Origin of the sequence: Micromonospora sp. NBRC 110009, from assembly GCF_030518795.1 — a bacterium.
Classification (GTDB): Bacteria; Actinomycetota; Actinomycetes; order Mycobacteriales; family Micromonosporaceae; genus Micromonospora.
The window spans coordinates 4496136-4518873 of record NZ_CP130427.1; the positions used below are offsets into that span (position 1 = coordinate 4496136).

Below are 22738 nucleotides of genomic sequence, written 5' to 3' on the forward strand. Positions count from 1 at the left end.
ACTGTAGTTAGCCGTCGCGTCCAGGGGCATCACCCGGATGGTCCACTGGGGAGGGGCGTGCGCGGCGCGGGGCTCAGCTCGCGGCCCCGGTGAGCAGATTTCCGTCCGGAACGGCAATGGCGGAACGGTCCCCGGCCAGCAGCGCGGCGGCCCGGCGGGCCTGGAAACCGCCGTGTTCACGGCGGGCGGTGGCGTAGCTGCCGGCGGTGCGGGCCGCGACGGTGGTCCAGCCGTACCGCCGGGCGACCATGGTGCGGGCGCGGCGGGCCACCCGGCGGGCGAAGACCTCGTCGCCGAGGAGCCGGTCGACCGCGTCGGCCAGCGCGTCGGGGTCGCTGTGCGGGAAGGTGACGCCGGTGACACCGGGCTCGACGATCTCGGCCAGCCCGCCGGTGCTCGCCACCGCGAGCGGGGCACCGGCCGCGGCGGCCTCCAGCGCGATCATGCCGAACGGCTCGTAGAGGCTGGGGACGACGGTGGCGTCGGTGGCGGCGAGCACCGCCGGGAGCTGGGTGGCGTCCAGGAAACCGGCGAACCGCAGCGTCTCCCCGAGGTGCAGCCGCCCCGCCTGGTCCACCAGCTCCTCCCGGTACGGGCCGTCCCCGGCGATCACCACGCGCAGCCCCGGGTGCCGGTCCCGCAGGTACGGCACGGCGTGCACCAGGTGCTGCACGCCCTTCTCGTAGACCAGCCGGCCCGCGTACCCGACCAGCGGGCCGTTGCCGGCGAAGCGGGACCGGGCGGCGGCGATCGCGCGGGGGCGGGCGTGCCAGGCCCGGTCGTCCACCCCGTTGGGCACCACGTCGATCCGCCCGGCCGGTACGTCGAACAGCCGCGCCACCTGGTCCCGCATGTAGCCCGAGCAGGCGATCACCCGGGCCGAGGCGTTGCTCAGCCAGTGCTCGACGCCGTGGATGGTGCGGTTCATCTCCTCGGGCAGCCAGCCCTGGTGCCGCCCCGCCTCGGTCGCGTGGATCGTGGTCACCAGGGGTAGCTCGAGGTGCTCGGCCAGGGTGACGGCGGTGTGCGCGACCAGCCAGTCGTGGGCGTGGATGACGTCGTAGCCGCCGGACCCGGCGGCCCGCAGGGCCACCCGGGTGAGAGCGTGGTTGAACGCCATGGTCCAGGCGAGCAGGGAGTCGGTGGCGAGCGGGAAGCGGACCGGGTCCTCGGCGGCCCGCAGGATCCGGACGCCGTCCGCGTACTCCTCCAGGGGCGCGCCCTCGGCGTGGCGGGTGACGACGGTGACCTCGTGGCCGGCGGCGGCCAGCGCGACGGAGAGGGCGTGCACGTGGCGGCCGAGTCCACCGACGAGCACGGGCGGGTACTCCCAGGAGAGCATCAGCACCCGCTGGTGCCGGGCGGGCTGGATGTCGATCACTCCGGCGTCAGCTGACATGCGGCCCCCTTTGAGTTGTCCGTCCCGCACCGCGCGACGCGCCGCGCCGGGCACGTCGAGGGGTCGCCGCCCATCCTGCCGACTGGTCGATAACCAGCGAAGACACGCTGGTTGCCGGTGTGTAACGGGTTACCGGCGGGCGCGCCGCACGCGCAGCAGCTCGGCCACCGACCACGCCTGGAAGGGGCAGCCGGTGGCGGCGTGCGGCGGGAGGCCGTCGGCCGTCTCGCTCACCGAGCCCAGGCCGAACTCCGTCAGGTGCCCCTCCAGGCCCACCAGCAGGTCGTCGGCCGGCAGCCCGGCCCGCCGGTACGCGTCGACGAACGGCCCGGTCAGCCACGGCCACACCGTGCCCTGGTGGTAGCCGGAGTCCCGCTCGGCCGGCCCGCCCCGGTGCCGGCCGACGAAGCCGGGCGAGTCGGGGGAGAGGCTGCGCGGCCCGAGCGGGGTGAACAGGCCCTCGGTGATGCGGCGCAGCGTCGCCTCGTCCGGCTCCAGCGGGGCGTACGGCAGGGACCAGGCGAGCAGCTGGTTGGGGCGGAGCAGGTCGTCGTCGTGGTGCGGCGCCCCGCCGAGCGGGTACGCCGGCGCCGGCGCGTCCACCACGTCGTGTAGCCAGCCCGCCGGCGCCGGGAACCGCTCCCGGAACGCGGCGGTCGCCCTCGTGTGCAGCCCCCACAGCGCGCTGGCGTCCCGGCCGACCAGCCCGGTCAGCTCGGCCAGCCCGGCCAGCCCGTTGACCCAGAGCGCGTTCACCTCCACCGGCTTGCCGGTACGCGGCGTCACCGGCACCCCGTACACCCGGGCGTCCATCCAGGTCAGCGCGACGTCGGGTGGGCCGCCCTGGGTGAGCAGCCCGTCGGCCGGGTCGACGCCGATGCCGTACCGGGTGCCGGCGAGGTGCGCCTCCACCACGGCGTGCAGCGCCGGCAGCAGCTCGGCACCGAGGTCGATGTCCCCGGTGGCCGTGACGTGCCGGCTGACCGCGTGCAGGAACCAGAGCGTGGCGTCGACCGTGTTGTACTCCACCCGCCCGGTGTCGGCGGTGTTCGCCAGCATCCCCCCGGACAGCGTCGCCGCGTACGCCCGCAGCAGCTCCCGCCCCTCGTCGGCCCGGTTGGTGCCGAGGAACAGCCCCTCGTACGAGATCATGGTGTCCCGCGACCAGGCGCCGAACCACGGGTAGCCGGCCACCACGTCCGGCCCGGTGTCGGTGTGCACCACGAACGCGTCGGCCGCCAGGGCGAGGGTCGCCTCCACCGCGTCGTCCGGCTTGGCGGCGGCCACCACCGACCGGTGCCGCCGCCGGGCCGCCTCGATCAGCGCGGTCGCCGGCGGCGGCTCCTCGGTCAGGTCGTCCGCCCAGGCCAGCACCGACAGCGTGGCGCCCGGCTCGTCCAGCGCGCCGGAGAAGCGGCCCGCGTACCAGAGATCCTCGTCGGGGTTGAGGCCGCGCGCCGCCTCCTCCCGGTGGTGCACGCCCTGCCACCACTGCCCCTCGGGCGTCCAGTCCGGCCCGGCCAGCCGGAACGCGCCCTCGACCACCGCCCCGCCGGCCACCGGGTCCAGCCGCGGGGTCGGCCCGTCCGCCCGCCGCTCGCCGTGCGCGTCCCGCCAGGTGCAGGCCGCCGCCAGGTCCAACCGGACCGGGCCGCCGGCGACCAGCCGGTGAACCACCGCCACGCAGGACCGGCCGTACGCCATGGCGATCTCCCGCTCGATCACCACGTCACCGATCCGCCACCGCCAGCGCGGCACCCCGTCGGTCAGGTCGAAGCGCTCCAGCAGCTCGAAGCCGCGCGGGTCGACCACCCCGGAGGACCACTCGTGCGCGCCGAGCCGGGCCCGCGCCCCGGAGGGGAGGGTCACCGCCGGGTCCAGGCTGACCAGTCCCATCCGGCGGGACGCCGGCCGGTCCCCGGCCACCACGAGCAGCCCGTGGTAGCGGCGGGTGCGCAGCCCGCTGACCGTGCCCATGGCGTAGCCGCCCCGGCCGTCGGTCACCAGCCACTCCCTGCTGGCGCCGGCGGACAGGTCCCCGCAGACCTGCGGTCCGAAACGAATGTCGATCAACTTTCCTCCACCCCCGGCGAGGTGCGCCGCCTCACGGCGACAATGGCCGCTGTGGTGGAGTACCCCGGCGGCGTCGAAGATGTGCAGGTGATCACCGAGCGCCCGATTTCCGCGACCCCCGACCCCGAGCGGCACCGGCTCGCCCAGGCCGACGCCGGGGAGCAGGACTGGCGCGCATGGGGTCCCTATCTGTCCGAGCGGGCGTGGGGGACGGTACGGGAGGACTACAGCGAACACGGCACGGCGTGGGACTACTTCCCCCACGATCACGCGCGGTCCCGAGCCTACCGGTGGAACGAGGACGGGATGGCCGGCGTCTGCGACGACCGGCAGACCTTCTGCTTCGCCCTGGCGCTCTGGAACGGGCGGGATCCGATCCTCAAGGAGCGGATGTTCGGCCTCGGCGGCGACGGCGGCAACCACGGGGAGGACGTCAAGGAGTACTGGTGGTACGAGGACTCCACCCCCACCCACTCCTGGATGCGCTGGCGCTACCACTACCCGCAGGCCGCCTTCCCGTACGACGAGCTGGTCGCGGTGAACGCGCTGCGTGGCCGGGACGACACCGAGTACGAGCTGGTCGACACCGGGATCTTCGACGACGACCGGTACTGGGCGGTGACCGTCGACTACGCCAAGGCGTCCCCGACCGACCTGTGCATCCTGGTCACCGTCGCCAACCGGGGGGACCGGGACGATACCCTGCACGTGCTGCCCACCCTCTGGTTCCGCAACACCTGGGCCTGGGGGCTGCCCGGCGGGGACCGGGTGCCGAGGCTGGTCGGCGAGGGGTCCCGGCTGGTCGGCGAGCACTGGGTGCTCGGCCAGGTCCTGCTGGAGGGCGACGGAGAGCCCAGCCCGCTGCTCTGCGACAACGACACCAACGCCGAGCGGCTCTGGGGGCTGCCCGGGCGCTCGCCGTACCCGAAGGACGGCATCAACGACCACGTGGTGGCCGGCGCGGACACGGTCAACCCGGACCGGGAGGGGACCAAGGGCGCGTTGCACTACGTGCTGGACGTGCCGGCCGGCGGGCAGCGGCAGATCCGGCTCCGGCTGACCCGCACCGCCCCGCCCCCGGCGAGCGGCCCGCCACCCCCGGCCGACCTGGGCGACGACTTCGACGCGGTGATCTGGGCCCGGCGCGCCGAGGCCAACCGCTTCTTCGCCGGAGTCATCCCCGCCGAGGCGACCGCCGACGAGACCCTCATCGCCCGCCAGGCGATCGCCGGGCTGATGTGGGGCAAGCAGTTCTACCACTTCGACGTCAAGCGGTGGCTGGAGGGCGACCCGGGCTCGACGCCGCCGCCCGCCGGTCGGCGGCACGGGCGCAACAGCGCCTGGTGGCACATGAACAGCTTCGACGTGATCTCCATGCCCGACCCCTGGGAGTACCCCTGGTACGCCGCCTGGGACCTGGCCTTCCACTGCGTCACCCTGGCCCGGGTCGACCCCGGCTTCGCCAAGGACCAGCTGCTGCTCCTGCTCCGCGAGTGGTACCTGCACCCCAACGGGCAGATCCCGGCGTACGAGTGGGCGTTCGGGGACGTCAACCCGCCGGTGCACGCCTGGGCGGCGCTGAAGGTCTTCGAGATCGACGGCTGCCGCGACCACGAGTTCCTCGCCCGGGTGATGCACAAGCTGCTGCTCAACTTCACCTGGTGGGTCAACCGCAAGGACACCGGCGGCAACAACGTCTTCGAGGGCGGCTTCCTCGGGCTGGACAACGTCGGCCCGTTCGACCGGTCGGCCGCCCTGCCGGTGGCCGGGGTGCTGGAGCAGTCCGACGGCACCGGCTGGATGGCCATGTACGCGCTGAACCTGCTCGACATGGCCATCGTGCTGGCCGAGCACGACCGGGCGTACGTGGACACCGCCACCAAGTTCTTCGAGCACTTCGCGTACATCGCCGCCGCCGCGTACGACCAGGGGCTCTGGGACGACGAGGACGCGTTCTTCTACGACGTGCTGCGGCTGGCCGACGGCAGCCAGGTGCCGCTGAAGGTCCGTTCGGTGGTGGGCCTGCTGCCGCTGGCGGCGGTCACCCGCCTCACCGGGCGTACCCTGCGCCACCTGCCCGAGCTGGGTGCCCGGCTGCGCTGGTTCCTCACCAACCGCCCCGAGTTCGCCGACGTGATCGGCGCCCGCCGGCTCGGCCCCGACGGGCGGCAGCAGCGGCTGCTGTCCATGGTGGGCCCGGAGCAGATGGTCCGGCTGCTCGCCCGGATGCTGGACACCGACGAGTTCCTCTCCGAGTACGGCCTGCGCACGCTCTCGCGCGCCCACCTGGACAAGCCGTTCACGGTGACCCTCGGCGGCCAGGAGTTCAGCGTGGGCTACGAGCCGGCCGAGTCGACCAGTGGCCTGTTCGGCGGCAACTCCAACTGGCGCGGCCCGATCTGGATGCCGACCAACTTCCTGCTGATCAGCGCGCTTCGCGACTACGCCGCCTTCTTCGGCGACGACCTCCAGGTGGAGTACCCGACCCGGTCCGGGGTGAAGCGGAGCCTGGACGAGATCGCCGACGACCTCTCCGCCCGGTTGATCGCCCTGTTCACCCGGGACGGCTGGGGTCGGCGGCCGATCTACGGCGCCTGCCAGCTGTTCCAGACCCACCCCGACTGGCGGGACCTGATCGCCTTCCCGGAGTACTTCCACGGCGACAACGGCGCCGGGCTGGGGGCGTGGCACCAGACCGGCTGGACGGCGCTGATCGCCGACCTCATCCTCACCCTGCGCCGCTGACCGGCGGGAAACCCGGCGGCCGCGGCGGGGCGGAGGCAGTACCGTGTCCCGGTCCACCAACGGGAGGAGTACGCGATGGCAGAGCTCCGGGAGGCGAAGGTGCTCGTCTTCGACGCCGACGACACGCTCTGGGAGAACAACGTCCTCTTCGAGCGGGTGATCGACGACTTCCTCGCCTGGCTGGACCATCCGACCCTGGACCGGGCGGAGATCCGGGCCGTGCTGGACGACATCGAGCGGGCCAACGCGGTCGCCCACGGCTACGGCAGCAAGGTCTTCCTGCGCAGCCTCGGCGAGTGCCTGGAGAAGCTGCGCGAGCGCCCGGCCACCGTGCGGGAACGTGCCGAGCTCGAGGAGCTGGCCGCGGCGCTGGTCGGCCACCAGGTGGAGCTGATGCCGGGCGTCGCGGAGACCCTCGACGATCTGGCCACCCGGCACGAGCTGCTGCTGCTCACCAAGGGCGACCAGGAGGAACAGCAGCGCAAGCTGGACGCCTGCGGGCTGCTGCACCACTTCCGCGCCGCGCACATCGTGCGGGAGAAGGACGTGGCGACCTACCGCTGGCTGGCCCGCGAGCACGCCTTCGACCCGGCCGCCGCCTGGATGGTCGGCAACTCCCCGCGCTCGGACATCCTGCCCGCCCGGGCCGCCGGCATGAACGCGGTGTTCATCCCGAACGAGAACACCTGGGTGCTGGAGCACGACGAGCTCGACCCGTCCGACGTCGGGGTGATCCGGCTGGCGGCCTTCCCGGACCTGGTCCAGCACTTCTGACCGCGGCGGTAGGGTCCGGTTTGTGCCGCTGACCTTCCCCTCGCACCTCGCCCCGGTGCTGCCGTTGAAGCTGTGGCGGCCGCACTGGTTCGACGGGGTCGCGCTGGCCACCGGCGCGGTCGCGCCCGACGTGGGCTACCTGTTCACCGGCACCCGCTTCGACCTCGGCCTGCGCACCCACACCCTCGGGGGCCTGCTCTGGTGGTGCCTGCCGGTGGCGCTCGCGTACGCCTGGATCGTTCGTCGGGTGATCGCCGGCATCGCGGTGCACCTGCCCGGCGAGCGCCTCTTCGGCTGGCGGGACCACGCTGCGCTGGGCGGCGTGCGGCACCCCTGGCAGGTCACCGTCTGCTCGGCGCTCATCGGCGCGTTCAGCCACGTGGCGTGGGACCGGGTCACCCACACCGAGCGCTGGCCGCGCCTGCTGGGCATCGCCGACTTCCACGCCGCGACCGGCCTGTACTGGTGGCAGTTCGCGGACGTGCTCGGCACCCTGGGCGGGGCCGCCGTGGTGGTCGCCCTGGCGGTGTGGGGCGCGCGCCGTCGGGAGATCTTTGACGGCGTACGACCGCCCGCGCCGCCGGCCCGCCCGGCCGTCTTCTGGGCGGTGGCGCTGTCGGTCACCGCGCTGGGGAGTCTGGTGCTGTCGGGCCTGCCCGCCGCCGTCGTGCCGGCGCCGGCCGGGGTGCGTCTGCTGCACCTGTCGGCGCTCGCGCTGATCGCCGGGGCGGCGGCGGCCGGCGGGCTGACCCCGGCCCGACGGGACGCCGGACGGACTGATCGCCTCGAGGACAAACAGCGTCAGTCCGGCTGACCCTGTTACGCCGACATGCCGCATTTCAACGTTGGTATCAATCACACTCTCGCGGCCGCGGAAAATCTTGTTCGGCCTGCGCGGGGATGCCTAACCTGAGCCCGCGTTCACGGCTCTTCGGGGTGAGTCGGGGACGCGCCGAAGTCCGGTAGTTGGGCACCGTGGAGCTGAGTGCATGCGGGCCGGCTCGCCGTGTTGAGCCCGGCGTGGGCGGCGTGCCACGCCCGCCGCGCTCGCGACGGCGAATTCCGCTACCACACCGGACGGCTGGGGGTCAGGACCGGGGAGTTGCGGACCCGGTCCTGACCCGTCCGGCACCCCCGCCACCACACCGGCAGGATCACCTCGGGCGGGGCGGTGCGAACCCCGGGTGACGTGCGAGGATCCTCCGCGTGAAGCCGACGAGGGCCGCCCAGCTGACCACCCTCCCGCCCGACGCGCGGCAGGTCGTCATCGTCAGCGGGGACGGCTACCGCACCACCCACGCCACCCTGGAGACCTACGCGCGGTCCGGCGACGGGTGGCACCCGGCCCTTCCGCCGCTGCCGGCCCGGATCGGCGGCGACGGGTTCAGCGACCAGCACGTCGAAGGCGTGCCCACCACCCCCACCGGCGTCTACGCCTTCGGCCCGACGATCTACGGCATCGCGGCCGACCCGGGCGTCCGTTACCCCTACCAGCGGGTCGCCGCCGACGACTGGTGGAACGCGAACCCCGACTCCCCGCACTACAACAGCTTCCAGCGGTCGGACACCCATCCCGGCGGACACAGCGAGGCGCTCTGGCGGGAGGAACCGGCGTACACGCACTTCGCGGTGATCACCTACAACATGCCGCCGACCGTCGCGGCCCCGGTGCCGAACGCCGGCAGCGGCATCTTCCTGCACGAGTTCAGCCGTGCCGGCGGCAACGCCACCGCCGGGTGCGTGGGCCTGTCCCACGCAGATCTGGTCGACGTGCTCACCTGGCTCGACCCCGCGGCGTCGCCGCACATCGTCCTTTCCCCGGCGGCGCACCTCGACCGCTACTGATCCGATCCCCGGGCGGCCGACCCGACCGTCCACCCCGGGGCCCTCCCCGCCCCGACCCGCCCCCGAAGAGATTCAGGACTGCGCCCGACATGGACACCATCCGCACCGGTCAGCCGCCCGCCGAGGAGGCGAGCAGCACCTGCTACCGGCATCCCCGGCGGGAGACGCTGCTGCGTTGCACCCGCTGCGACCGCAACATCTGCCCCGACTGCATGCGGGAGGCCCCGGTCGGGCACCGCTGCCCGGAGTGCGTCCGCGAGGACAACCGGAGCGTCCGCCAGGCGCGTACCGTCTTCGGCGGCCGGGTGGCCGGCCGGCCGCTGGTGACCTACCTGCTGATCGCGCTCGTCGTGCTGGTCTACCTGGTCGAGCTGGTCCATCCGGCGATCCTCGACCAGTTCGACAGCCTCGGTACCGGGCTGGTCGACGACGGCGGCCAGCGGTACGTCGACGACGGCGGCCCGCATCCGGGATACCAGCTGATCGGGATCGCCCACGGCGAGTGGTACCGCCTGCTCACCGCGGCCTTCCTGCACCTGCTGCCGACCGAGGGCGTCCTCGGCATCCTGCACATCGCCTTCAACCTCTACTGGCTCTGGCTGCTCGGCCGGGTCGTCGAGGAGCGGCTGGGCGGGGTGCGCTTCCTGGCGGTCTACCTGCTCGCCGCGCTCGGCGGGTCGGTCCTGGGCTTCCTCGTCGACCCGCACCAGGCCGCCGTGGGCGCCTCCGGCGCGGTGTACGGGCTGGCCGGCTGCTACTTCGTCCTCACCCGACGCCTGCACCACCATCCGATCGACGCCAACCGGCTGATCATCCCGTTCCTGATCTGGATGGTGCTCTCCGCGGGGTGGACGTCGTGGGAGGGGCACCTGGGCGGCCTGCTGGTCGGCGGGGCGGCGGCCGTCGGCATGGCGTACGCGCCGGCGAAGCGGCGGACCCTCGTGCAGGCGGCGGTGGCCGTCGCCCTGGCGGTGCTGCTCGTCGGGCTGGTGGTGCTGAAGTCGCTCGACCTCGCCGGCTGACCGGAGACATTCGGCTCTGGCGCGGGCGCACCCGGCGGGGTGACCCTGGGTCATGACACCTCGGCGCGTACCACTGCTCGCGAGCCTGGCCGTGCTGCTCGCGGCGGGCTGCACGGCGACCAACCACGACGGCGCGGCCCCGGCACCCACGACGGCGCCCGGCGCCACCACGTCCGCCGCCGCCACCCCGGCGGCCCCGCCCACCGCGCCGGCCACCACCGGCGCACCGCCGGCCGCCGGGGACGGGCGGGTGACGTACGGGTGGGCGGTGCCTGCCGTCCCGGCCCGCGTCGCGCACCGCGTGCTGGTGCCGGTCACCCCCGCACCGGGTGAGCCGCTGCCGGTGCTGGTGCAGATCCAGGTCGGGGACCACCCGGCGGAGGGGTTCAGCCGGATCAGCTTCGCGTTCCGCGGCCCCACTCCGTCCTACCAGGTCGGTTACGTCTCCCGGGTGGAGTCCGACGGCGGCGGCGAGCCGGTCGACCTGCCCGGCGACGCCTTCCTCGCGGTGCGCTTCGACCCGGCCCAGGGACACGACAGCAGCGGCCGGAGCACGGCGCAGGCGCCGCTCCGGGCCATCGGCTACCCGACCCTGCGCGGCTGGGCGCCCGCCGGGGACTTCGAGGGATACCTCAGCTTCGGCCTGGGGGTGCGCGGCGGCGGGGCGCGGCTGCCGGTGCGGCTGAGCGAGTCGACCCGCCCGGACGGCACCCACGTCGTCTCGGTCGACGTGCGGCGGAGCTGACGGGGGAGCGGGCAGCTGGCGCCGCCGGCGGCCGCGCGGACCGACCGCGCCGGCCCGACGGCCGACGCGGTCGAATGACGCGTGTCTCAGGCGACCTCGCCGCGGACGATCGCCACGGCCACCCGGCAGAACTCCTCCATGTCGGGGTTGAAGCCGGCGGCGATGTCCGGGTGCAGGCCGGCGCGGGTCTCGTCGAGCAGCCGACGGCAGACCTCCTCGACCGGCTCACCCGCGTAGCTGGCGCGGACCCGGTCGGTGGCCGCCTGCAGGGCCGAGGTCAGCTGATCCTCCAGCGGGCCGCGCAGCTTCTGCTGCACCGGATCGAGCCCGCTCGGATCGAGCGTGACATGTGGCTCTGACATCGGCGCTCCCTTCGTCGGCGTCCGCGGTACCCCACCGCGGCCGTCGGTCAAACCACGTGTGGTACTGCGGCCACCCGGACCTGGTACGAGAAGTCCTCGGCCGGCTCCTCGACGTACGACAGCCGGCGGATCTGCCGGTCGTCCTCGTAGAGGGCGACGTCGACCAGCACCCCGAGGTGGGCCAGGCCGATGTTCGCCACCCGCTTCTTGTCCTGGAGCACCGCGCAGACCCCGCCCAGCAGCGTGCTGGCGTCGGAGGTGCGGTGCCCGGGCGGGCAGCGCAGGGTCAGGTCCACCTCGATCGGCCCGGCGAGCGGGGTCCAGCCGGTGCGCTGGGCCGCCGTGCAGGCGGCCTGGAGCAGGGCACGGACCCTCGTCGCCTGCCGGTGCCCGGCGGCGAAGATGGACAGGGCCTCGGTCTTGACCGGGGGCAGGCCGCTCACCTCGAACGTCAGGGCGAGAGCGCGGGTTTCCTGCACGCGGCACCTCCTCGTTGGGCTGATCCTGCCCAACCGGTGGGACCGCAGAAGGACGTTCGCGCGAGAACCAACCGATCGGGCGGGCTGGGGTCGGCCGGAGGCGTATCGACGTCGACGGCGACGCGCTGGCTGCGGAGCTAGTCGAACGCTAGTGCACCGGGCGCACGCTGGGTAGTCTCCCCGTCCACGGACTGAGACGACGCGCGTCGCGGCAGCTCACCGGTCACGCGGCGGGAACGCGCAGAACTCGTTCCCCTCGGGGTCGGCCAGCACCCACCACGGGCTCGCCTCGGTCGGTTCGGTCAGCAGGGTGGCGCCGGCGGCGACCAACGCGGTGCCGTCCCGGCCGGCCAGGTCGACGTCCCAGTGCACCCGGTTCTTCACCCGCTTGCGCTCCGGCGTCGGATCGAAGACCCAGCGGTCCCACGGAAATCCGTCGGCGCCCACCACCGCGGCGGCGTCCTCCGCCGTGGTCTCCACCCGACCGCCGACCACCCCGGCCCACCAGGTTGCCTGGGCCAGCGGGTCGGCGCTCTCCACCACCAGCTCGAACACCCCGGGCCGGGCGCCCGGGCGGGGCCGGAAGGCGCAGAACTGGTTGCCCTCCGGATCGGCCAGCACCCACCAGCTGATCTCCGCGTCCGGCTCCCGGACCAGCCGCGCGCCGGCGGCCAGCAGCCCGGTCGGCTCCGGCTCGGCCAGCCGCAGGTCCAGGTGCACGCGGGTCTTCCCGGCCCGCGGCTCGGGCACCGTGTTGACCCAGATCGACTCGGCCCTGGAGGCGGCCGCGCGGGGGTCGACCCGGGTGTCGCCGCCCCCGGTGTCGACCAACTCCCCGTTGAGGATGCCGGCCCAGAACTCCCCGAGCCGGTGGGCGTCGGCAGCGTCCATGCAGAGGTCCTTGAAGCGGGCGATCATCCGTCCAGTCTGCCGCCGGCCCCCGACAACCGCCGCGGCGCGTGATCTGTCCCACAGCAGCAACCGGTCGGGCCGCTCCGGTCACCGTCAGGTTTCGCAACGTCACAGGTCGGGCACTGTCAGGCGCACGAAACGCCCGGGGTCCGAGCGGGCCGGCCGCAACGGCGCCCCGACCGTCTCGCCGTGCGCCGGGGCACGGCTCACTTCCCCGGCTCTCGCCAGAGAAAGGGGGAGGGCGATGAGGACAGACCCCGACGAGGCTGCACACCGGCGGCGGACAGGGAAGCGTACGGCGGCGGCAGCCGCCGTACTGGCGTTGGTGGCGCCGTTGGCGGCCTGCGGCTCCGGCGGTGACGGTGGAACGCCGACGATCAACCTGTACTACCCGCCGGAGCAGAACCTGCAGAAGGTGGTCGACGACTGCAACGCCCAGGCCCAGGGACGTTACAAGATCGTCTACCGGGTGCTGCCGCGACAGGCCGACGACCAGCGCGTGCAGCTGGTGCGCCGGCTGGCCGCGCAGGACAGCGGGATGGACGTGCTGGGCCTCGACGTCACCTGGACCCAGGAGTTCGCCAGCGCGAAATGGATCCGGGAGTGGACCGGCCAGGACAAGGCCGAGGCGGAGCAGGGCACCCTCGCCGGCCCGCTGGACACCGCCCGCTACGAGGGCAAGCTGTACGCCGCGCCGAAGAACACCAACGTCCAGTTGCTCTGGTACCGCACCGACCTGGTGCCGCAGCCGCCGAAGACCTGGGACGAGATGATCTCCGCGGCGCAGCAGCTCGAGCAGCAGGGCAAGCCCTACCAGGTGCTCACCATGGGCGCCCAGTACGAGGGGCTGGTCGTCCTCTACAACACCCTGGCCGAGAGCGCCGGCGGCAAGATCCTCAGCGACGACGGCAAGCACGCCGTGATGGACGAGGGCACGGTGCGGGCGCTCGACCAGCTGAGGAAGCTCGCCACGTCCGGCGTCACGTCGCCGTCGTTCACCAACGCCACCGAGGACCCGGTGCGGCTGGAGTTCCAGTCCGGTGGCGGCGCCTTCGAGGTCAACTGGCCCTTCGTCTACCCGGCGATGCAGGAGGCGGCACCGGACATGGCGAAGAAGGTGAAGTGGGCGCGGCTGCCGGGGATCGACGCGAACACCCCGAGCAAGGTGACCATCGGCGGCGTCAACATGGCGGTCAGCACCTACTCGAAGCACCCGACGGAGTCCTTCGAGGCGGCGAAGTGCATCCGCAACGCCGAGCACCAGAAGTTCTCCGCCGTCAACGACGGCGTGCCGCCGACCATCGAGAAGGTCTACGACGACCCGGAGATGGACAAGGCGTACCCGATGAAGGAGACCATCCTGGAGGAGCTCAAGGAGCCGGCGGTCCGGCCGCTGACCCCGGCCTACCAGAGCATCTCCACGGTGATGTCGGCGATCCTGTCGCCGCCGTCGGGCATCCGGCCCGAGCAGACCGCGAACGAGCTGCGCGATGCCATCGCCGACGCCCTCGAGTCGAAGGGGGTCCTCCCGTGACCGAGCGAACCATCCGGCGCAGCGCCAGCCAACCGCAGGGCGACGCCGAGCCCAGGGAGGTGACGGCATGAGCCTGAACGCCACTCCGGCCGGCACGGACGTCGCCGCCGAGCGCACCGCCGGCCGGCACGCCACCGTGCCGGCGCAGCGGGCTCGCCGCCGGGCGAAGCCGCCGCTGAGCGAGAACAAGCGGGCCGAGCGCCGCCTCGGCTGGCTGCTCTGCGCCCCGGCCGCGCTGGTCATGCTGCTGGTGACGGCCTACCCGATCCTCTACTCGGTCTGGCTGTCACTCCAACGCTTCGACCTGCGCTTCCCCGACGAGCGCCAGTTCGTCGGGCTGGACAACTACGTGACCGTGCTGACCAACCAGTTCTGGTGGACCGCGTTCGGGGTGACCGCGCTGATCACCGTGGTCACCGTCGCGGTCGAGCTGGTGCTCGGCATGGCGCTGGCACTGATCATGCACCGGACGCTGGTCGGCCGGGGCATCGTCCGCACCGCGGCGCTGATCCCGTACGGCATCGTCACGGTCGTCGCCGCCTTCTCCTGGCGGTACGCCTGGACGCCCGGCACCGGCTACCTGGCCAACCTCTTCGACGGCAGCGCCCCGCTCACCGAGCGGGCCAGCTCGCTGGCGATCATCATGCTGGCGGAGATCTGGAAGACCACCCCGTTCATGGCGCTGCTGCTGATGGCCGGGCTGGCGCTGGTGCCGGAGGACCTGCTCAAGGCCGCCTCCACCGACGGCGCGACCGCCTGGCAGCGGTTCACCAAGGTCATGCTGCCGGTGATGAAGCCGGCGATCCTGGTCGCCCTGCTGTTCCGCACCCTGGACGCGTTCCGGGTCTTCGACAACATCTTCGTGCTGACCGCTGGCGGCAACGAGACCTCGTCGGTGTCGATGCTCGCCTACAACAACCTGATCCGGGGTCTGAACCTCGGCATCGGCTCCACGATGTCGGTGCTGATCTTCCTCACCGTGGCGATCATCGCCTTCGTCTTCGTGAAGCTGTTCGGCACCGCTGCCCCCGGCAGCGACGACGGGGAGAGGCGCTGAGATGGCCACCGAAACCACCACGCGGGCGAAGCTGCGCTGGGGCCTGCTGGACGTCATCGTCGTCGTCTTCGCGCTGATCCCGGTGCTCTGGATCGCCTCGCTCTCCTTCAAGACCCCGGCCACCCTCACCGACGGCAGGTTCTGGCCCCGGGAGTGGACGCTGGACAACTACCGGACGATCTTCGACACCGACCAGTTCGTCCGGGCCCTGGTCAACTCGATCGGCATCGCCCTGATCGCCACCCTGATCGCGGTGGTGCTGGGCGCGATGGCCGCGTACGCGATCTCCCGGCTGGACTTCCCCGGCAAGAAGCTGCTGGTCGGGGTCTCCCTGCTGATCGCGATGTTCCCGCAGGTGTCGCTGGTGTCGCCGCTGTTCGAGATCGAGCGGCAGCTCGGCCTCTTCGACACCTGGCCGGGGCTGATCCTGCCGTACATCACCTTCGCCCTGCCGCTGGCGATCTACACGCTGTCGGCGTTCTTCAAGCAGATCCCGTGGGACCTGGAGAAGGCGGCGAAGATGGACGGCGCCACCCAGGGCCAGGCGTTCCGGCGGGTGATCGCCCCGCTGGCCGCGCCGGGGCTGTTCACCACGGCCATCCTGGTCTTCATCTTCTGCTGGAACGACTTCCTCTTCGCCATCTCGCTGACCTCGACCGAGCGGTCCCGCACGGTGCCGGTGGCGCTGTCGTTCTTCACCGGCGAGTCGCAGTTCGAGGATCCCACGGGGGCGATCTGCGCCGCCGCCGTGGTGATCACCATTCCGATCGTCCTCTTCGTGCTCTTCTTCCAGCGCCGCATCGTCTCCGGCCTGACCTCCGGCGCAGTAAAGGGATAGGTGGTAGTCATGGCTGACATCGTGCTCGACAAGGTGAGCAAGCGGTTCCCGGACGGGACCACGGCGGTGCGGGACGTCGACCTGGAGATCGCCGACGGCGAGTTCGTCATCCTGGTCGGCCCGTCGGGCTGCGGGAAGTCCACCACCCTCAACATGATCGCCGGCCTGGAGGACATCAGCTCCGGCGAGCTGCGCATCGCGGGCGAGCGGGTCAACGACCGGGCACCCCGGGACCGGGACATCGCCATGGTGTTCCAGTCGTACGCGCTCTACCCCAACATGACCGTGCGGGAGAACATGGCGTTCCCGCTCCGGCTCGCCAAGCTGGACAAGGAGGCGATCAACACCAAGGTCGACGAGGCCGCCAAGGTCCTGGAGCTGACCCCGCTGCTGGACCGCAAGCCGGCCAACCTCTCCGGTGGCCAGCGCCAGCGGGTGGCGATGGGCCGGGCGATCGTCCGTCAGCCCAAGGCGTTCCTGATGGACGAGCCGCTGTCCAACCTCGACGCCAAGCTGCGGGTGCAGATGCGCACCGTGGTGTCCCGGCTGCAGAAGCAGCTCGGCACCACCACCGTCTACGTCACCCACGACCAGACCGAGGCGATGACCCTCGGCGACCGTGTGGTGATCATGCGGGGCGGCGCCGTGCAGCAGGTCGGCCCGCCGCAGGAGCTCTACGACCACCCGCGCAACCTCTTCGTCGCCGGGTTCATCGGCTCGCCGTCGATGAACTTCCTGCACGCCGCCGTCGAGGACGGCAAGCTGCGCACCGCACTCGGCGACGTGCCGATCGGGGAGCGGGTCCGGCGCCAGCTGGAGGGCGGGGACGCGCCGCGCGAGCTGATCCTCGGGATCCGCCCCGAGCACTTCGAGGACGCGGCGCTGATCGACGACGAGACCCGCCGCCGGGGCCTGGAGTTCGAGGCGCCCGTGGAGATCGTCGAGTCGATGGGCTCCGACAAGTACGTCTACTTCACCGTCGAGGGCGAGCGGGCCAGCGCCGCCGAGCTGGAGGAGCTGGCCGCCGACGCGGGCGCGGCGGACTTCACCGGCACCGGTTCGAGCCTGGTCACCCGGCTGTCGGCGGAGTCGCCGGTCCGCGAGGGCGAGAACCGGCGGGTCTGGTTCAACCTGGAGAAGATCCACCTGTTCGACCCGTCCACCGGGCGGAACCTCACCCTGCACGACGGCCGGGCGGCCGGCGCGCTGGCCGACTGACGGTAGGACGACAGGGGCCGGTGGCAGTGTGCCGCCGGCCCCGACGTGCCTGTTCGCGCCGCCGGCCTTGACCACTCGTACCGTCGCGGTGGTTGGATCGGGGCTACCCGGCAGTGTGGAGCTGCTGATGCCGGGCGGCAGGAGGTGGCGATGTCTGTTCGCTCCGGCGGCCCAGCCGCACCGTTGGACGCCGACGATCTCGTCGTGGCGTCGTTGCCGTTCGGCAGCTCACGCACGTTGCCGGCAGCCGCGTACACCTCCCGGGCGGTGCTGGCCTGGGAACGCCGACACCTCTTCGGCGGGGGTTGGGTCTGCGTCGGCCGGAGCGTGGAGCTGCGCGGGGCCAACCAACGGGCGGTCACCGTGGGCGACATCGGGGTGCTGCTGACCTGTGACGGCGCGACAATGCGGGCGCTGGCGAACGTCTGCCGGCATCGCGGCCACGAGCTGCTCGTTGCGGGCGCGACGGCGGACCGGTCGGCGATCGTGTGCCCCTATCACGGATGGGCCTACCGGCTGGACGGCGCCCTGGCGGCGGCGGCCGGGATGGGCGGCGTCGCCGGCTTCGATCCCGCGGACCACGGCCTGATCGAGCTACCGGTAGCGCACTGGCAGGGCTGGGTGTTCGTCAACGCGGCGGGCGGGGCTCCGCCGTTCGCCGACTACCTCGGTGCCCTCGACGAGCTGGTCGATCCGTACCAGCCCGAGCGCCTGCGCCTCGGCGACCGTCACGTGTACGACGTCGCGGCGAACTGGAAAGTGATCGTGGAGAACTACCACGAGTGTTACCACTGCCCCCGCATCCACCCGGAGCTCTGCCGGGTCTCGCCGCCGACGTCCGGCGACAACTGGGACCTGCCGGGTGCCTGGATCGGCGGCTCGATGGACCTGCGCGACCACGCCGAAACCATGTCGCTGGACGGTCGGTCGCGTGGACTGTTCATCGAGGGAGCTCCCCGCCGCACGGTCCGGTACGTCGGCCTCTTTCCCAACCTGTTGATCTCGGCACACCCCGACTACGTCATGACGCACCGGATCGAACCGCTCGCGCCCGACCGGACCCGGGTCGAGTGCAGCTGGTACGTGCCGCCGCACGTGACCGACGTGGCATACGCGGTGGAATTCTGGGACATCACGAACCGCGAGGACTGGGCGGCGTGCGAATCCGTCCAGCGTGGGCTCTCCTCGCCCCACTATCACGCGGGACCCTTGGCCCCGAACGAGGACGCGGTCCATCAGTGGATGAGCTTCCTCGCCCGGGCGTACCAGGATCCGGTGGCCACGGTCACCGCCGCCTGCCGGCCGCGCCACGGCGATCAAGCTGCCGGCCAGGGTCGCCCGGCCTAGCGTCGCCGCACGGACAGGTGGTCCAGCAGCTTGTCCAGCCGGATGGGCAGGTCCCGGATCCGTACCCCGGTCGCGTGGTGCACCGCGTTGGCGACGGCCGCGGCGCTGCCCACGATGCCGATCTCGCCGAGCCCCTTCACCCCGGCCGGGTTCAGCTCCGGGTCCTCCTCCGGCAGCCAGTACGCCTCGATCTGCGGCACGTCGGCGCAACCGCTGACGTGGTAGGTGGCGAGGTCGTGGTTGACCCAGTCGCCGTACCGCTCGTCGAGCAGGCCCTCCTCGTGCAGCGCCATCGACAGGCCCATGGTCATGCCGCCGATGAGCTGGCTGCGGGCGGTGGTCGGGTTCACCACCCGGCCGGCGGCGAACACCCCGAGCATCCGGTCCATCCGCACCTCGCCGGTGTCCGCGTCCACCCGCACCTGCATGAAGTGGGCGCCGTACGCGTACCGGGGGAGGGAGCGCTGGGCGCGGATTTCGTCGGCGGTGTCCACCTCCACGGTCAGCCCGTCGGGCGGCACCGTCCCGCCCGCGGAGTGCCGAAGCTGCTCACGCAGGGCCTGGCAGGCCCGGATCACCGCCCAGCTCCACGAGGCGGTGCCCATCGAACCGCCGGCCACCCCGGCCGGCGGCAGGTCGCTGTCGCCCACCCGGATCGCCACCCGGTCGGCGGGCACCGCGAGCGCGTCGGCCGCCACCTGCCACAGCGCGGTCCGGGCGCCGGTGCCGATGTCGGTGGCGTTGATCCGTACCTCGAAGGTGCCGTCCGGTGCGGCGGTGGCCGCCGCGGCGGCGGGCCGGGATCGGGCCGGGTAGCTCGACCCGGCCACCCCGGTGCCGACCAGCCACCGTCCCTCCCGGCGGGTCGCCGGCGTCGGGTCCCGGTCGGCCCAACCGAACCGCCGGGCCCCCTCCCGCAGGCAGGCGACCAGGTTGCGGCTGCTGAACGGGTGCCCGGTGTCCGGGTCGACGGTCAGGTCGTTGCGCACCCGCAGCTCCACCGGGTCGATGCCGCACGCCGTCGCCAACTCGTCCATCGCGGACTCCAGCGCGTACGCGCCCGGGCACTCGCCCGGCGCGCGCATCCAGAACGGGGTCGGCACGTCCAGCCGGGCCAGCCGGTGGGTGGTGCGCCGGTGCTGCCCGGCGTACATGCTGCGGGTGTAGACGGCGGTCTGCTCGGCGAACTCGTGCACGGTCGAGGTCTGGCTGATCGCGTCGTGGCAGACCGCGGCGATCCGCCCGTCGGCGTCGGCGCCGAGCCGGACCCGTTGGATGGTCGGGGTGCGGTAGCCGATCGGGCCGAAGAGCTGCTGTCGGGTCAGGGCCAGCCGGACCGGCCGGCCCACGTGCCGGGCGGCGAGCGCGGCGAGCACCACCGGCGCCTTCGGTGCGCCCTTGCTGCCGAAGCCGCCACCGACGTGCTCGGCGACCACCCGGACCGCCTCGTCGGGCAGCCCGAACAGCTGCGCCAGGGTGGCCTTCACGGGCGTCGAACCCTGGGTGGAGTCGTGCACCAGGAGCCGCCCGTCAGCCCAGCGGGCGGTGGTAGCGTGCGGCTCCATCGGGTTGTTGTGGTAAGCCGGCGTGCGGTAGGTGGCGTCCACCCGGATCTCGGCGGCCGCGTACCCGGCGTCGAAGTCGCCGTCGGCGGTGTCCGTGGGATAGCTCGGGTTCACCTTGTCCGGCCGGTACAGCCCCGGGTGGTGCTCGGAGAGCACGGTGCTGTGCGGCTCGGTGTCGTAGTCGATCAGGACCAGCCGGGCCGCCTCGCGGGCCGCCTCGATGGTCTCCGCCACCACGAGCGCGACGAACTCCCCCCGGTAGTGCACGGCCGGTTCCTGCAACAGGAACAGGGTCGGGTCCACTCCGGACACGAGCCGGGGCGCGTTGCCGTGGTGCAGCACGTCCAGCACCCCGGGCACGGCCAGCGCCGGGCCCACGTCGATCCGGCTGATCCGCCCGCGCGCCGCCGTCGCCGGCACCACCCAGCCGTACGTCACGTCGTGCACCGGGTACTCGACCGCGTACCGGGCCGCCCCGGTGACCTTGTCCCGGCCCTCCAGCCGCGGATGTGCCCGGCCCACCGCGCCGGCGGGCGGCGCGCTCACCGGGGCACCGTCCCGGCCAGTGCGGTCAACGCGCGGACGGTGAGGTTGCGGATCAGCGGCACCTTGAACCCGTTGTGCGGCAACGGGCGGGCCGAGGCGAGTTCGGCGTCCGCGGCCCGGGCGGCCAGCTCGGCGGTGAACGGGCGGCCGCGCAGCGCCTCCTCCGCCCGGTACGCCCGCCACGGCCGGTGCGCGACCGCGCCGTACGCCAGCCGGACGTCGCGAACGGTGTCCCCGTCCAGGTCGAGCGCGGCGGCCACCGAGCCGACCGCGAACGCGAACGTGGCCCGGTCGCGCACCTTCAGGTAGGCGCAGCGTCTCGCGAACGGTAGCGGCGGAATCCGTACCGCGGTGATCAGCGCGCCGCGGGGGAGCGTGGTCTCCCGCTCGGGGTGCTCCCCGGGCGTCCGGTGCAGCTCGGTCAGGGGGATCTCCCGCGCCCCGCCCGGTTCGTGCACCTCCACCAAGGCGTCGAGGGCGGCCAGGGCGACCGCCAGGTCCGACGGGTGGGTGGCCACGCAGAACTCGGACCAGCCGAGGATGGCCAGGTCGCGGTTCTGCCCGTGCCGGGCCGCGCAACCGGTACCGGGCTCCCGCTTGTTGCACGCCTTCCCGGTGTCCTGGAAGTAGGCGCAGCGGGTGTGTTGCAGCAGGTTCCCCGCGGTGGTGGCCATGTTGCGCAGCTGTCCCGAGGCGCCGGCGAGCAGCGCCCGGGAGAGCAGCGGGTGGTCGCGTCGCACCACGGGATGCGCGGCGAGGTCGCTGTTGCGCACGGTGGCCCCGATCCGCAGCCCGCCGTCCGGCAGGGCCGCCACCGTGTCCAGCGGCAGGCCGGTCACGTCCACCAGCAGGTCCGGCCGCTGCACGCCGAGCTTCATCAGGTCCACCAGGTTGGTCCCGCCGGCGAGGTACGCCGCCTCCGGCTCCACGTCGAGCAGCGCGACGGCCTCCGCGACGTCGGCCGGCCGGTGGTAGCGGAACGGCCTCACCGTGCCGCCGCCGCGTCCCGGATCGCGGCCACGATGTTCGGGTACGCGGCGCAGCGGCACAGGTTGCCACCCATCCGTTCCCGCACCTCCGCGTCGGTCAGCTCCACCGGCGCGGTCAGGTCCTCGGTCACCGCGCTGGGCCAGTCCCGGGCCACCTCGTCGAGCATCCCGCGCGCGGAACAGAGCTGGCCGGGTGTGCAGTAGCCGCACTGGAAGGCGTCGCGCGCGACGAAGGCCGCCTGAAGCGGGGAGAGGTCCGCCGGGCCGGCGAGTCCCTCCACGGTGACCACCGTCCGGCCGTCCAGGGTGACGGCCAGGACCAGGCAGCTCTTCACCCGCCGGCCGTCGAGCAGCACCGTGCACGAGCCGCACTGCCCGTGGTCGCAGCCCTTCTTGCTGCCGGTCAGGGCGAGCCGCTCGCGCAGGGCGTCCAGCAGGGTGGTCCGGTTGTCCAGCGTCAGCTCGTGGCCGACGCCGTTGACGGTGAGCGTGACGGTGGACGACCGCCCGTCTTCTGCCGGTTTCCCGCTCTCCCGCACCGGGTCAGACTACCGTTGTTCGGGCGATTTACCGACAAAACCCATGAGCGTCGGAAGGCGGGATCAGCGGCATGCGCGAGGTACTGGCCGCGGTACCCGGCTGGAGCCGGCGGGATGTCCCGTTCGGACTGGCGACCGTGGTGGCGAGCACCGCCGGCCCGGTGCCCGCACCCGGCCACCCCAAGGCGCTGGTCGAGCTGGACGGCGAGCCGCTCGTCCGGCGTGCGGTACGCCTGCTCCGCGCGGGCGGCTGCACCCCGGTGCACGTCGTGGTCGGCGCGGACGCCGACCTGCTGCCCGAGCTACCCGGGGCGGTGCTGTTGGTGAACCGGCGGTGGCGGGAGGGGCTGGGCGGGTCGCTCCGCTGCGGCCTGGCGTCGCTGCCCGGGCACGTCGGCGCCGCCGTGGTGGTGCTCGTCGACCAGCCGGCGCTGGAGCCGGTGGCGGTGCGCCGGGTGTGCGCCGCCCACGCGGCCGGCGCACCGGTGGCGGTCGCCAGCTACGCCGGCCAGATCGGGCATCCCGTGCTGCTGAGCCGTGTCATCTGGCCGCTGCTCACGCCGTACGCGACGGGGGACCGTGGCGCCCGCGACTTCCTGCGGGCCCGGGCCGACCTGGTGACCCGGGTCCCGTGCGACGACGCCGGTTCTCCCGCCGACCTCGACACCCCGGCCGACCTGGCTCGGCACCGGACGGCCAGGCGGACGCGACGGGACGTCGAGGCGGGACGGTGACGCGGTGCTGCCCGC

The 22738-nt window shown here is 73.0% G+C and carries 20 protein-coding genes; 12 read left to right on the forward strand and 8 right to left on the reverse strand.

Annotated features, from left to right (window positions below; translation table 11 throughout):
- Positions 1-73: 73 nt before the first annotated feature.
- A complete protein-coding gene (locus Q2K19_RS21500) occupies positions 74-1399 on the reverse strand; it encodes a glycosyltransferase family 4 protein (protein ID WP_302763214.1) in 1326 nt (441 codons plus the stop codon).
- A 129-nt stretch (positions 1400-1528) separates the two neighbouring features.
- Positions 1529-3472, reverse strand: a complete 1944-nt coding sequence (locus tag Q2K19_RS21505) for an amylo-alpha-1,6-glucosidase (protein WP_302763215.1) — start codon at positions 3470-3472, stop codon at positions 1529-1531.
- 42 nt (positions 3473-3514) lie between these two features.
- Here Q2K19_RS21505 and Q2K19_RS21510 point away from each other — a divergent pair, with 42 nt between their 5' ends.
- The 6 genes from Q2K19_RS21510 (at position 3515) to Q2K19_RS21535 (ending at position 10603) form a co-directional block, all read left to right on the forward strand.
- A complete protein-coding gene (locus Q2K19_RS21510; RefSeq protein WP_302763216.1) occupies positions 3515-6217 on the forward strand; it encodes an MGH1-like glycoside hydrolase domain-containing protein in 2703 nt (900 codons plus the stop codon).
- A gap of 75 nt (positions 6218-6292) precedes the next feature.
- The gene (locus tag Q2K19_RS21515) at positions 6293-6991 is read left to right on the forward strand and encodes an HAD family hydrolase (protein WP_302763217.1); all 699 of its coding nucleotides are present in this window, start codon (positions 6293-6295) and stop codon (positions 6989-6991) included.
- Positions 6992-7013: 22 nt separating this feature from the next.
- Positions 7014-7805: a DUF4184 family protein gene (locus Q2K19_RS21520; protein WP_302763218.1), complete on the forward strand. Its 792-nt coding sequence runs from the start codon at positions 7014-7016 to the stop codon at positions 7803-7805.
- Between the two features lie 392 nt (positions 7806-8197).
- Positions 8198-8836 carry a L,D-transpeptidase family protein gene (locus tag Q2K19_RS21525; protein WP_302763219.1) on the forward strand — a complete coding sequence of 213 codons (639 nt, stop codon included), beginning with the start codon at positions 8198-8200 and terminating at the stop codon, positions 8834-8836.
- 89 nt (positions 8837-8925) lie between these two features.
- Positions 8926-9858 carry a rhomboid family intramembrane serine protease gene (locus Q2K19_RS21530; RefSeq protein WP_302763220.1) on the forward strand — a complete coding sequence of 311 codons (933 nt, stop codon included), beginning with the start codon at positions 8926-8928 and terminating at the stop codon, positions 9856-9858.
- Positions 9859-9910: 52 nt separating this feature from the next.
- Complete coding sequence (locus Q2K19_RS21535; protein ID WP_302763222.1) at positions 9911-10603, forward strand: AMIN-like domain-containing (lipo)protein; 693 nt, start codon at positions 9911-9913, stop codon at positions 10601-10603.
- 86 nt (positions 10604-10689) lie between these two features.
- On the opposite strand, the gene Q2K19_RS21540 is transcribed toward Q2K19_RS21535, so the two are convergent.
- The 3 genes from Q2K19_RS21540 to Q2K19_RS21550 form a co-directional block, all read right to left on the reverse strand.
- Positions 10690-10965, reverse strand: a complete 276-nt coding sequence (locus tag Q2K19_RS21540) for a hypothetical protein (protein ID WP_302763223.1) — start codon at positions 10963-10965, stop codon at positions 10690-10692.
- A 47-nt stretch (positions 10966-11012) separates the two neighbouring features.
- Entirely contained in the window at positions 11013-11444 is a 432-nt protein-coding gene (locus tag Q2K19_RS21545; protein WP_302763224.1) for a RusA family crossover junction endodeoxyribonuclease, read from the reverse strand.
- 216 nt (positions 11445-11660) lie between these two features.
- A complete protein-coding gene (locus Q2K19_RS21550; protein ID WP_302763225.1) occupies positions 11661-12362 on the reverse strand; it encodes a VOC family protein in 702 nt (233 codons plus the stop codon).
- A 238-nt stretch (positions 12363-12600) separates the two neighbouring features.
- On the opposite strand from Q2K19_RS21550, the gene Q2K19_RS21555 reads away from it, so the two are divergent.
- The 5 genes from Q2K19_RS21555 (at position 12601) to Q2K19_RS21575 (ending at position 18350) form a co-directional block, all read left to right on the forward strand.
- Entirely contained in the window at positions 12601-13890 is a 1290-nt protein-coding gene (locus Q2K19_RS21555) for an ABC transporter substrate-binding protein (protein WP_302763226.1), read from the forward strand.
- A 67-nt stretch (positions 13891-13957) separates the two neighbouring features.
- The gene (locus Q2K19_RS21560) at positions 13958-14947 is read left to right on the forward strand and encodes a carbohydrate ABC transporter permease (RefSeq protein WP_302763228.1); all 990 of its coding nucleotides are present in this window, start codon (positions 13958-13960) and stop codon (positions 14945-14947) included.
- A gap of 1 nt (position 14948) precedes the next feature.
- Entirely contained in the window at positions 14949-15785 is an 837-nt protein-coding gene (locus Q2K19_RS21565) for a carbohydrate ABC transporter permease (RefSeq protein WP_302763230.1), read from the forward strand.
- A 9-nt stretch (positions 15786-15794) separates the two neighbouring features.
- The gene (locus tag Q2K19_RS21570; protein WP_302763231.1) at positions 15795-17003 is read left to right on the forward strand and encodes an ABC transporter ATP-binding protein; all 1209 of its coding nucleotides are present in this window, start codon (positions 15795-15797) and stop codon (positions 17001-17003) included.
- A gap of 150 nt (positions 17004-17153) precedes the next feature.
- Complete coding sequence (locus tag Q2K19_RS21575) at positions 17154-18350, forward strand: aromatic ring-hydroxylating oxygenase subunit alpha (protein WP_302763232.1); 1197 nt, start codon at positions 17154-17156, stop codon at positions 18348-18350.
- Here the strand turns inward: Q2K19_RS21575 and Q2K19_RS21580 are convergent.
- The 3 genes from Q2K19_RS21580 to Q2K19_RS21590 are packed head-to-tail and all read right to left on the reverse strand — an operon-like array spanning position 18347 to position 21989.
- Positions 18347-20461 (reverse strand): xanthine dehydrogenase family protein molybdopterin-binding subunit, encoded by a 2115-nt coding sequence (locus Q2K19_RS21580; RefSeq protein ID WP_302763233.1) that lies wholly within the window; start codon positions 20459-20461, stop codon positions 18347-18349. The two genes, Q2K19_RS21575 and Q2K19_RS21580, sit on opposite strands and share 4 nt — an antisense overlap.
- Positions 20458-21450, reverse strand: coding sequence for an FAD binding domain-containing protein (locus Q2K19_RS21585; protein ID WP_302763234.1), 993 nt, complete (start codon positions 21448-21450; stop codon positions 20458-20460). The genes Q2K19_RS21580 and Q2K19_RS21585 overlap by 4 nt, the downstream gene beginning before the upstream one ends.
- Positions 21447-21989, reverse strand: coding sequence for a 2Fe-2S iron-sulfur cluster-binding protein (locus Q2K19_RS21590; RefSeq protein ID WP_446839620.1), 543 nt, complete (start codon positions 21987-21989; stop codon positions 21447-21449). The genes Q2K19_RS21585 and Q2K19_RS21590 overlap by 4 nt, the downstream gene beginning before the upstream one ends.
- Before the next feature lie 71 nt (positions 21990-22060).
- Between Q2K19_RS21590 and Q2K19_RS21595 the strand changes: the two genes are divergently transcribed.
- Positions 22061-22723: a nucleotidyltransferase family protein gene (locus tag Q2K19_RS21595; protein ID WP_302763235.1), complete on the forward strand. Its 663-nt coding sequence runs from the start codon at positions 22061-22063 to the stop codon at positions 22721-22723.
- The last annotated feature ends 15 nt before the right edge of the window (positions 22724-22738 follow it).

Excerpts from the sequence above, each read along its gene's own strand:
- Q2K19_RS21500 (WP_302763214.1), bottom strand. The coding sequence starts at position 1,399 with ATGTCAGCTGACGCCGGAGTGATCGACATCCAGCCCGCCCGGCACCAG.
- Q2K19_RS21510 (WP_302763216.1), top strand. The coding sequence starts at position 3,515 with ATGGCCGCTGTGGTGGAGTACCCCGGCGGCGTCGAAGATGTGCAGGTG.
- Q2K19_RS21515 (WP_302763217.1), top strand. The coding sequence starts at position 6,293 with ATGGCAGAGCTCCGGGAGGCGAAGGTGCTCGTCTTCGACGCCGACGAC.
- Q2K19_RS21530 (WP_302763220.1), top strand. The coding sequence starts at position 8,926 with ATGGACACCATCCGCACCGGTCAGCCGCCCGCCGAGGAGGCGAGCAGC.
- Q2K19_RS21535 (WP_302763222.1), top strand. The coding sequence starts at position 9,911 with ATGACACCTCGGCGCGTACCACTGCTCGCGAGCCTGGCCGTGCTGCTC.
- Q2K19_RS21540 (WP_302763223.1), bottom strand. The coding sequence starts at position 10,965 with ATGTCAGAGCCACATGTCACGCTCGATCCGAGCGGGCTCGATCCGGTG.
- Q2K19_RS21550 (WP_302763225.1), bottom strand. The coding sequence starts at position 12,362 with ATGATCGCCCGCTTCAAGGACCTCTGCATGGACGCTGCCGACGCCCAC.
- Q2K19_RS21555 (WP_302763226.1), top strand. The coding sequence starts at position 12,601 with ATGAGGACAGACCCCGACGAGGCTGCACACCGGCGGCGGACAGGGAAG.
- Q2K19_RS21560 (WP_302763228.1), top strand. The coding sequence starts at position 13,958 with ATGAGCCTGAACGCCACTCCGGCCGGCACGGACGTCGCCGCCGAGCGC.
- Q2K19_RS21565 (WP_302763230.1), top strand. The coding sequence starts at position 14,949 with ATGGCCACCGAAACCACCACGCGGGCGAAGCTGCGCTGGGGCCTGCTG.
- Q2K19_RS21570 (WP_302763231.1), top strand. The coding sequence starts at position 15,795 with ATGGCTGACATCGTGCTCGACAAGGTGAGCAAGCGGTTCCCGGACGGG.
- Q2K19_RS21575 (WP_302763232.1), top strand. The coding sequence starts at position 17,154 with ATGTCTGTTCGCTCCGGCGGCCCAGCCGCACCGTTGGACGCCGACGAT.
- Q2K19_RS21595 (WP_302763235.1), top strand. The coding sequence starts at position 22,061 with ATGCGCGAGGTACTGGCCGCGGTACCCGGCTGGAGCCGGCGGGATGTC.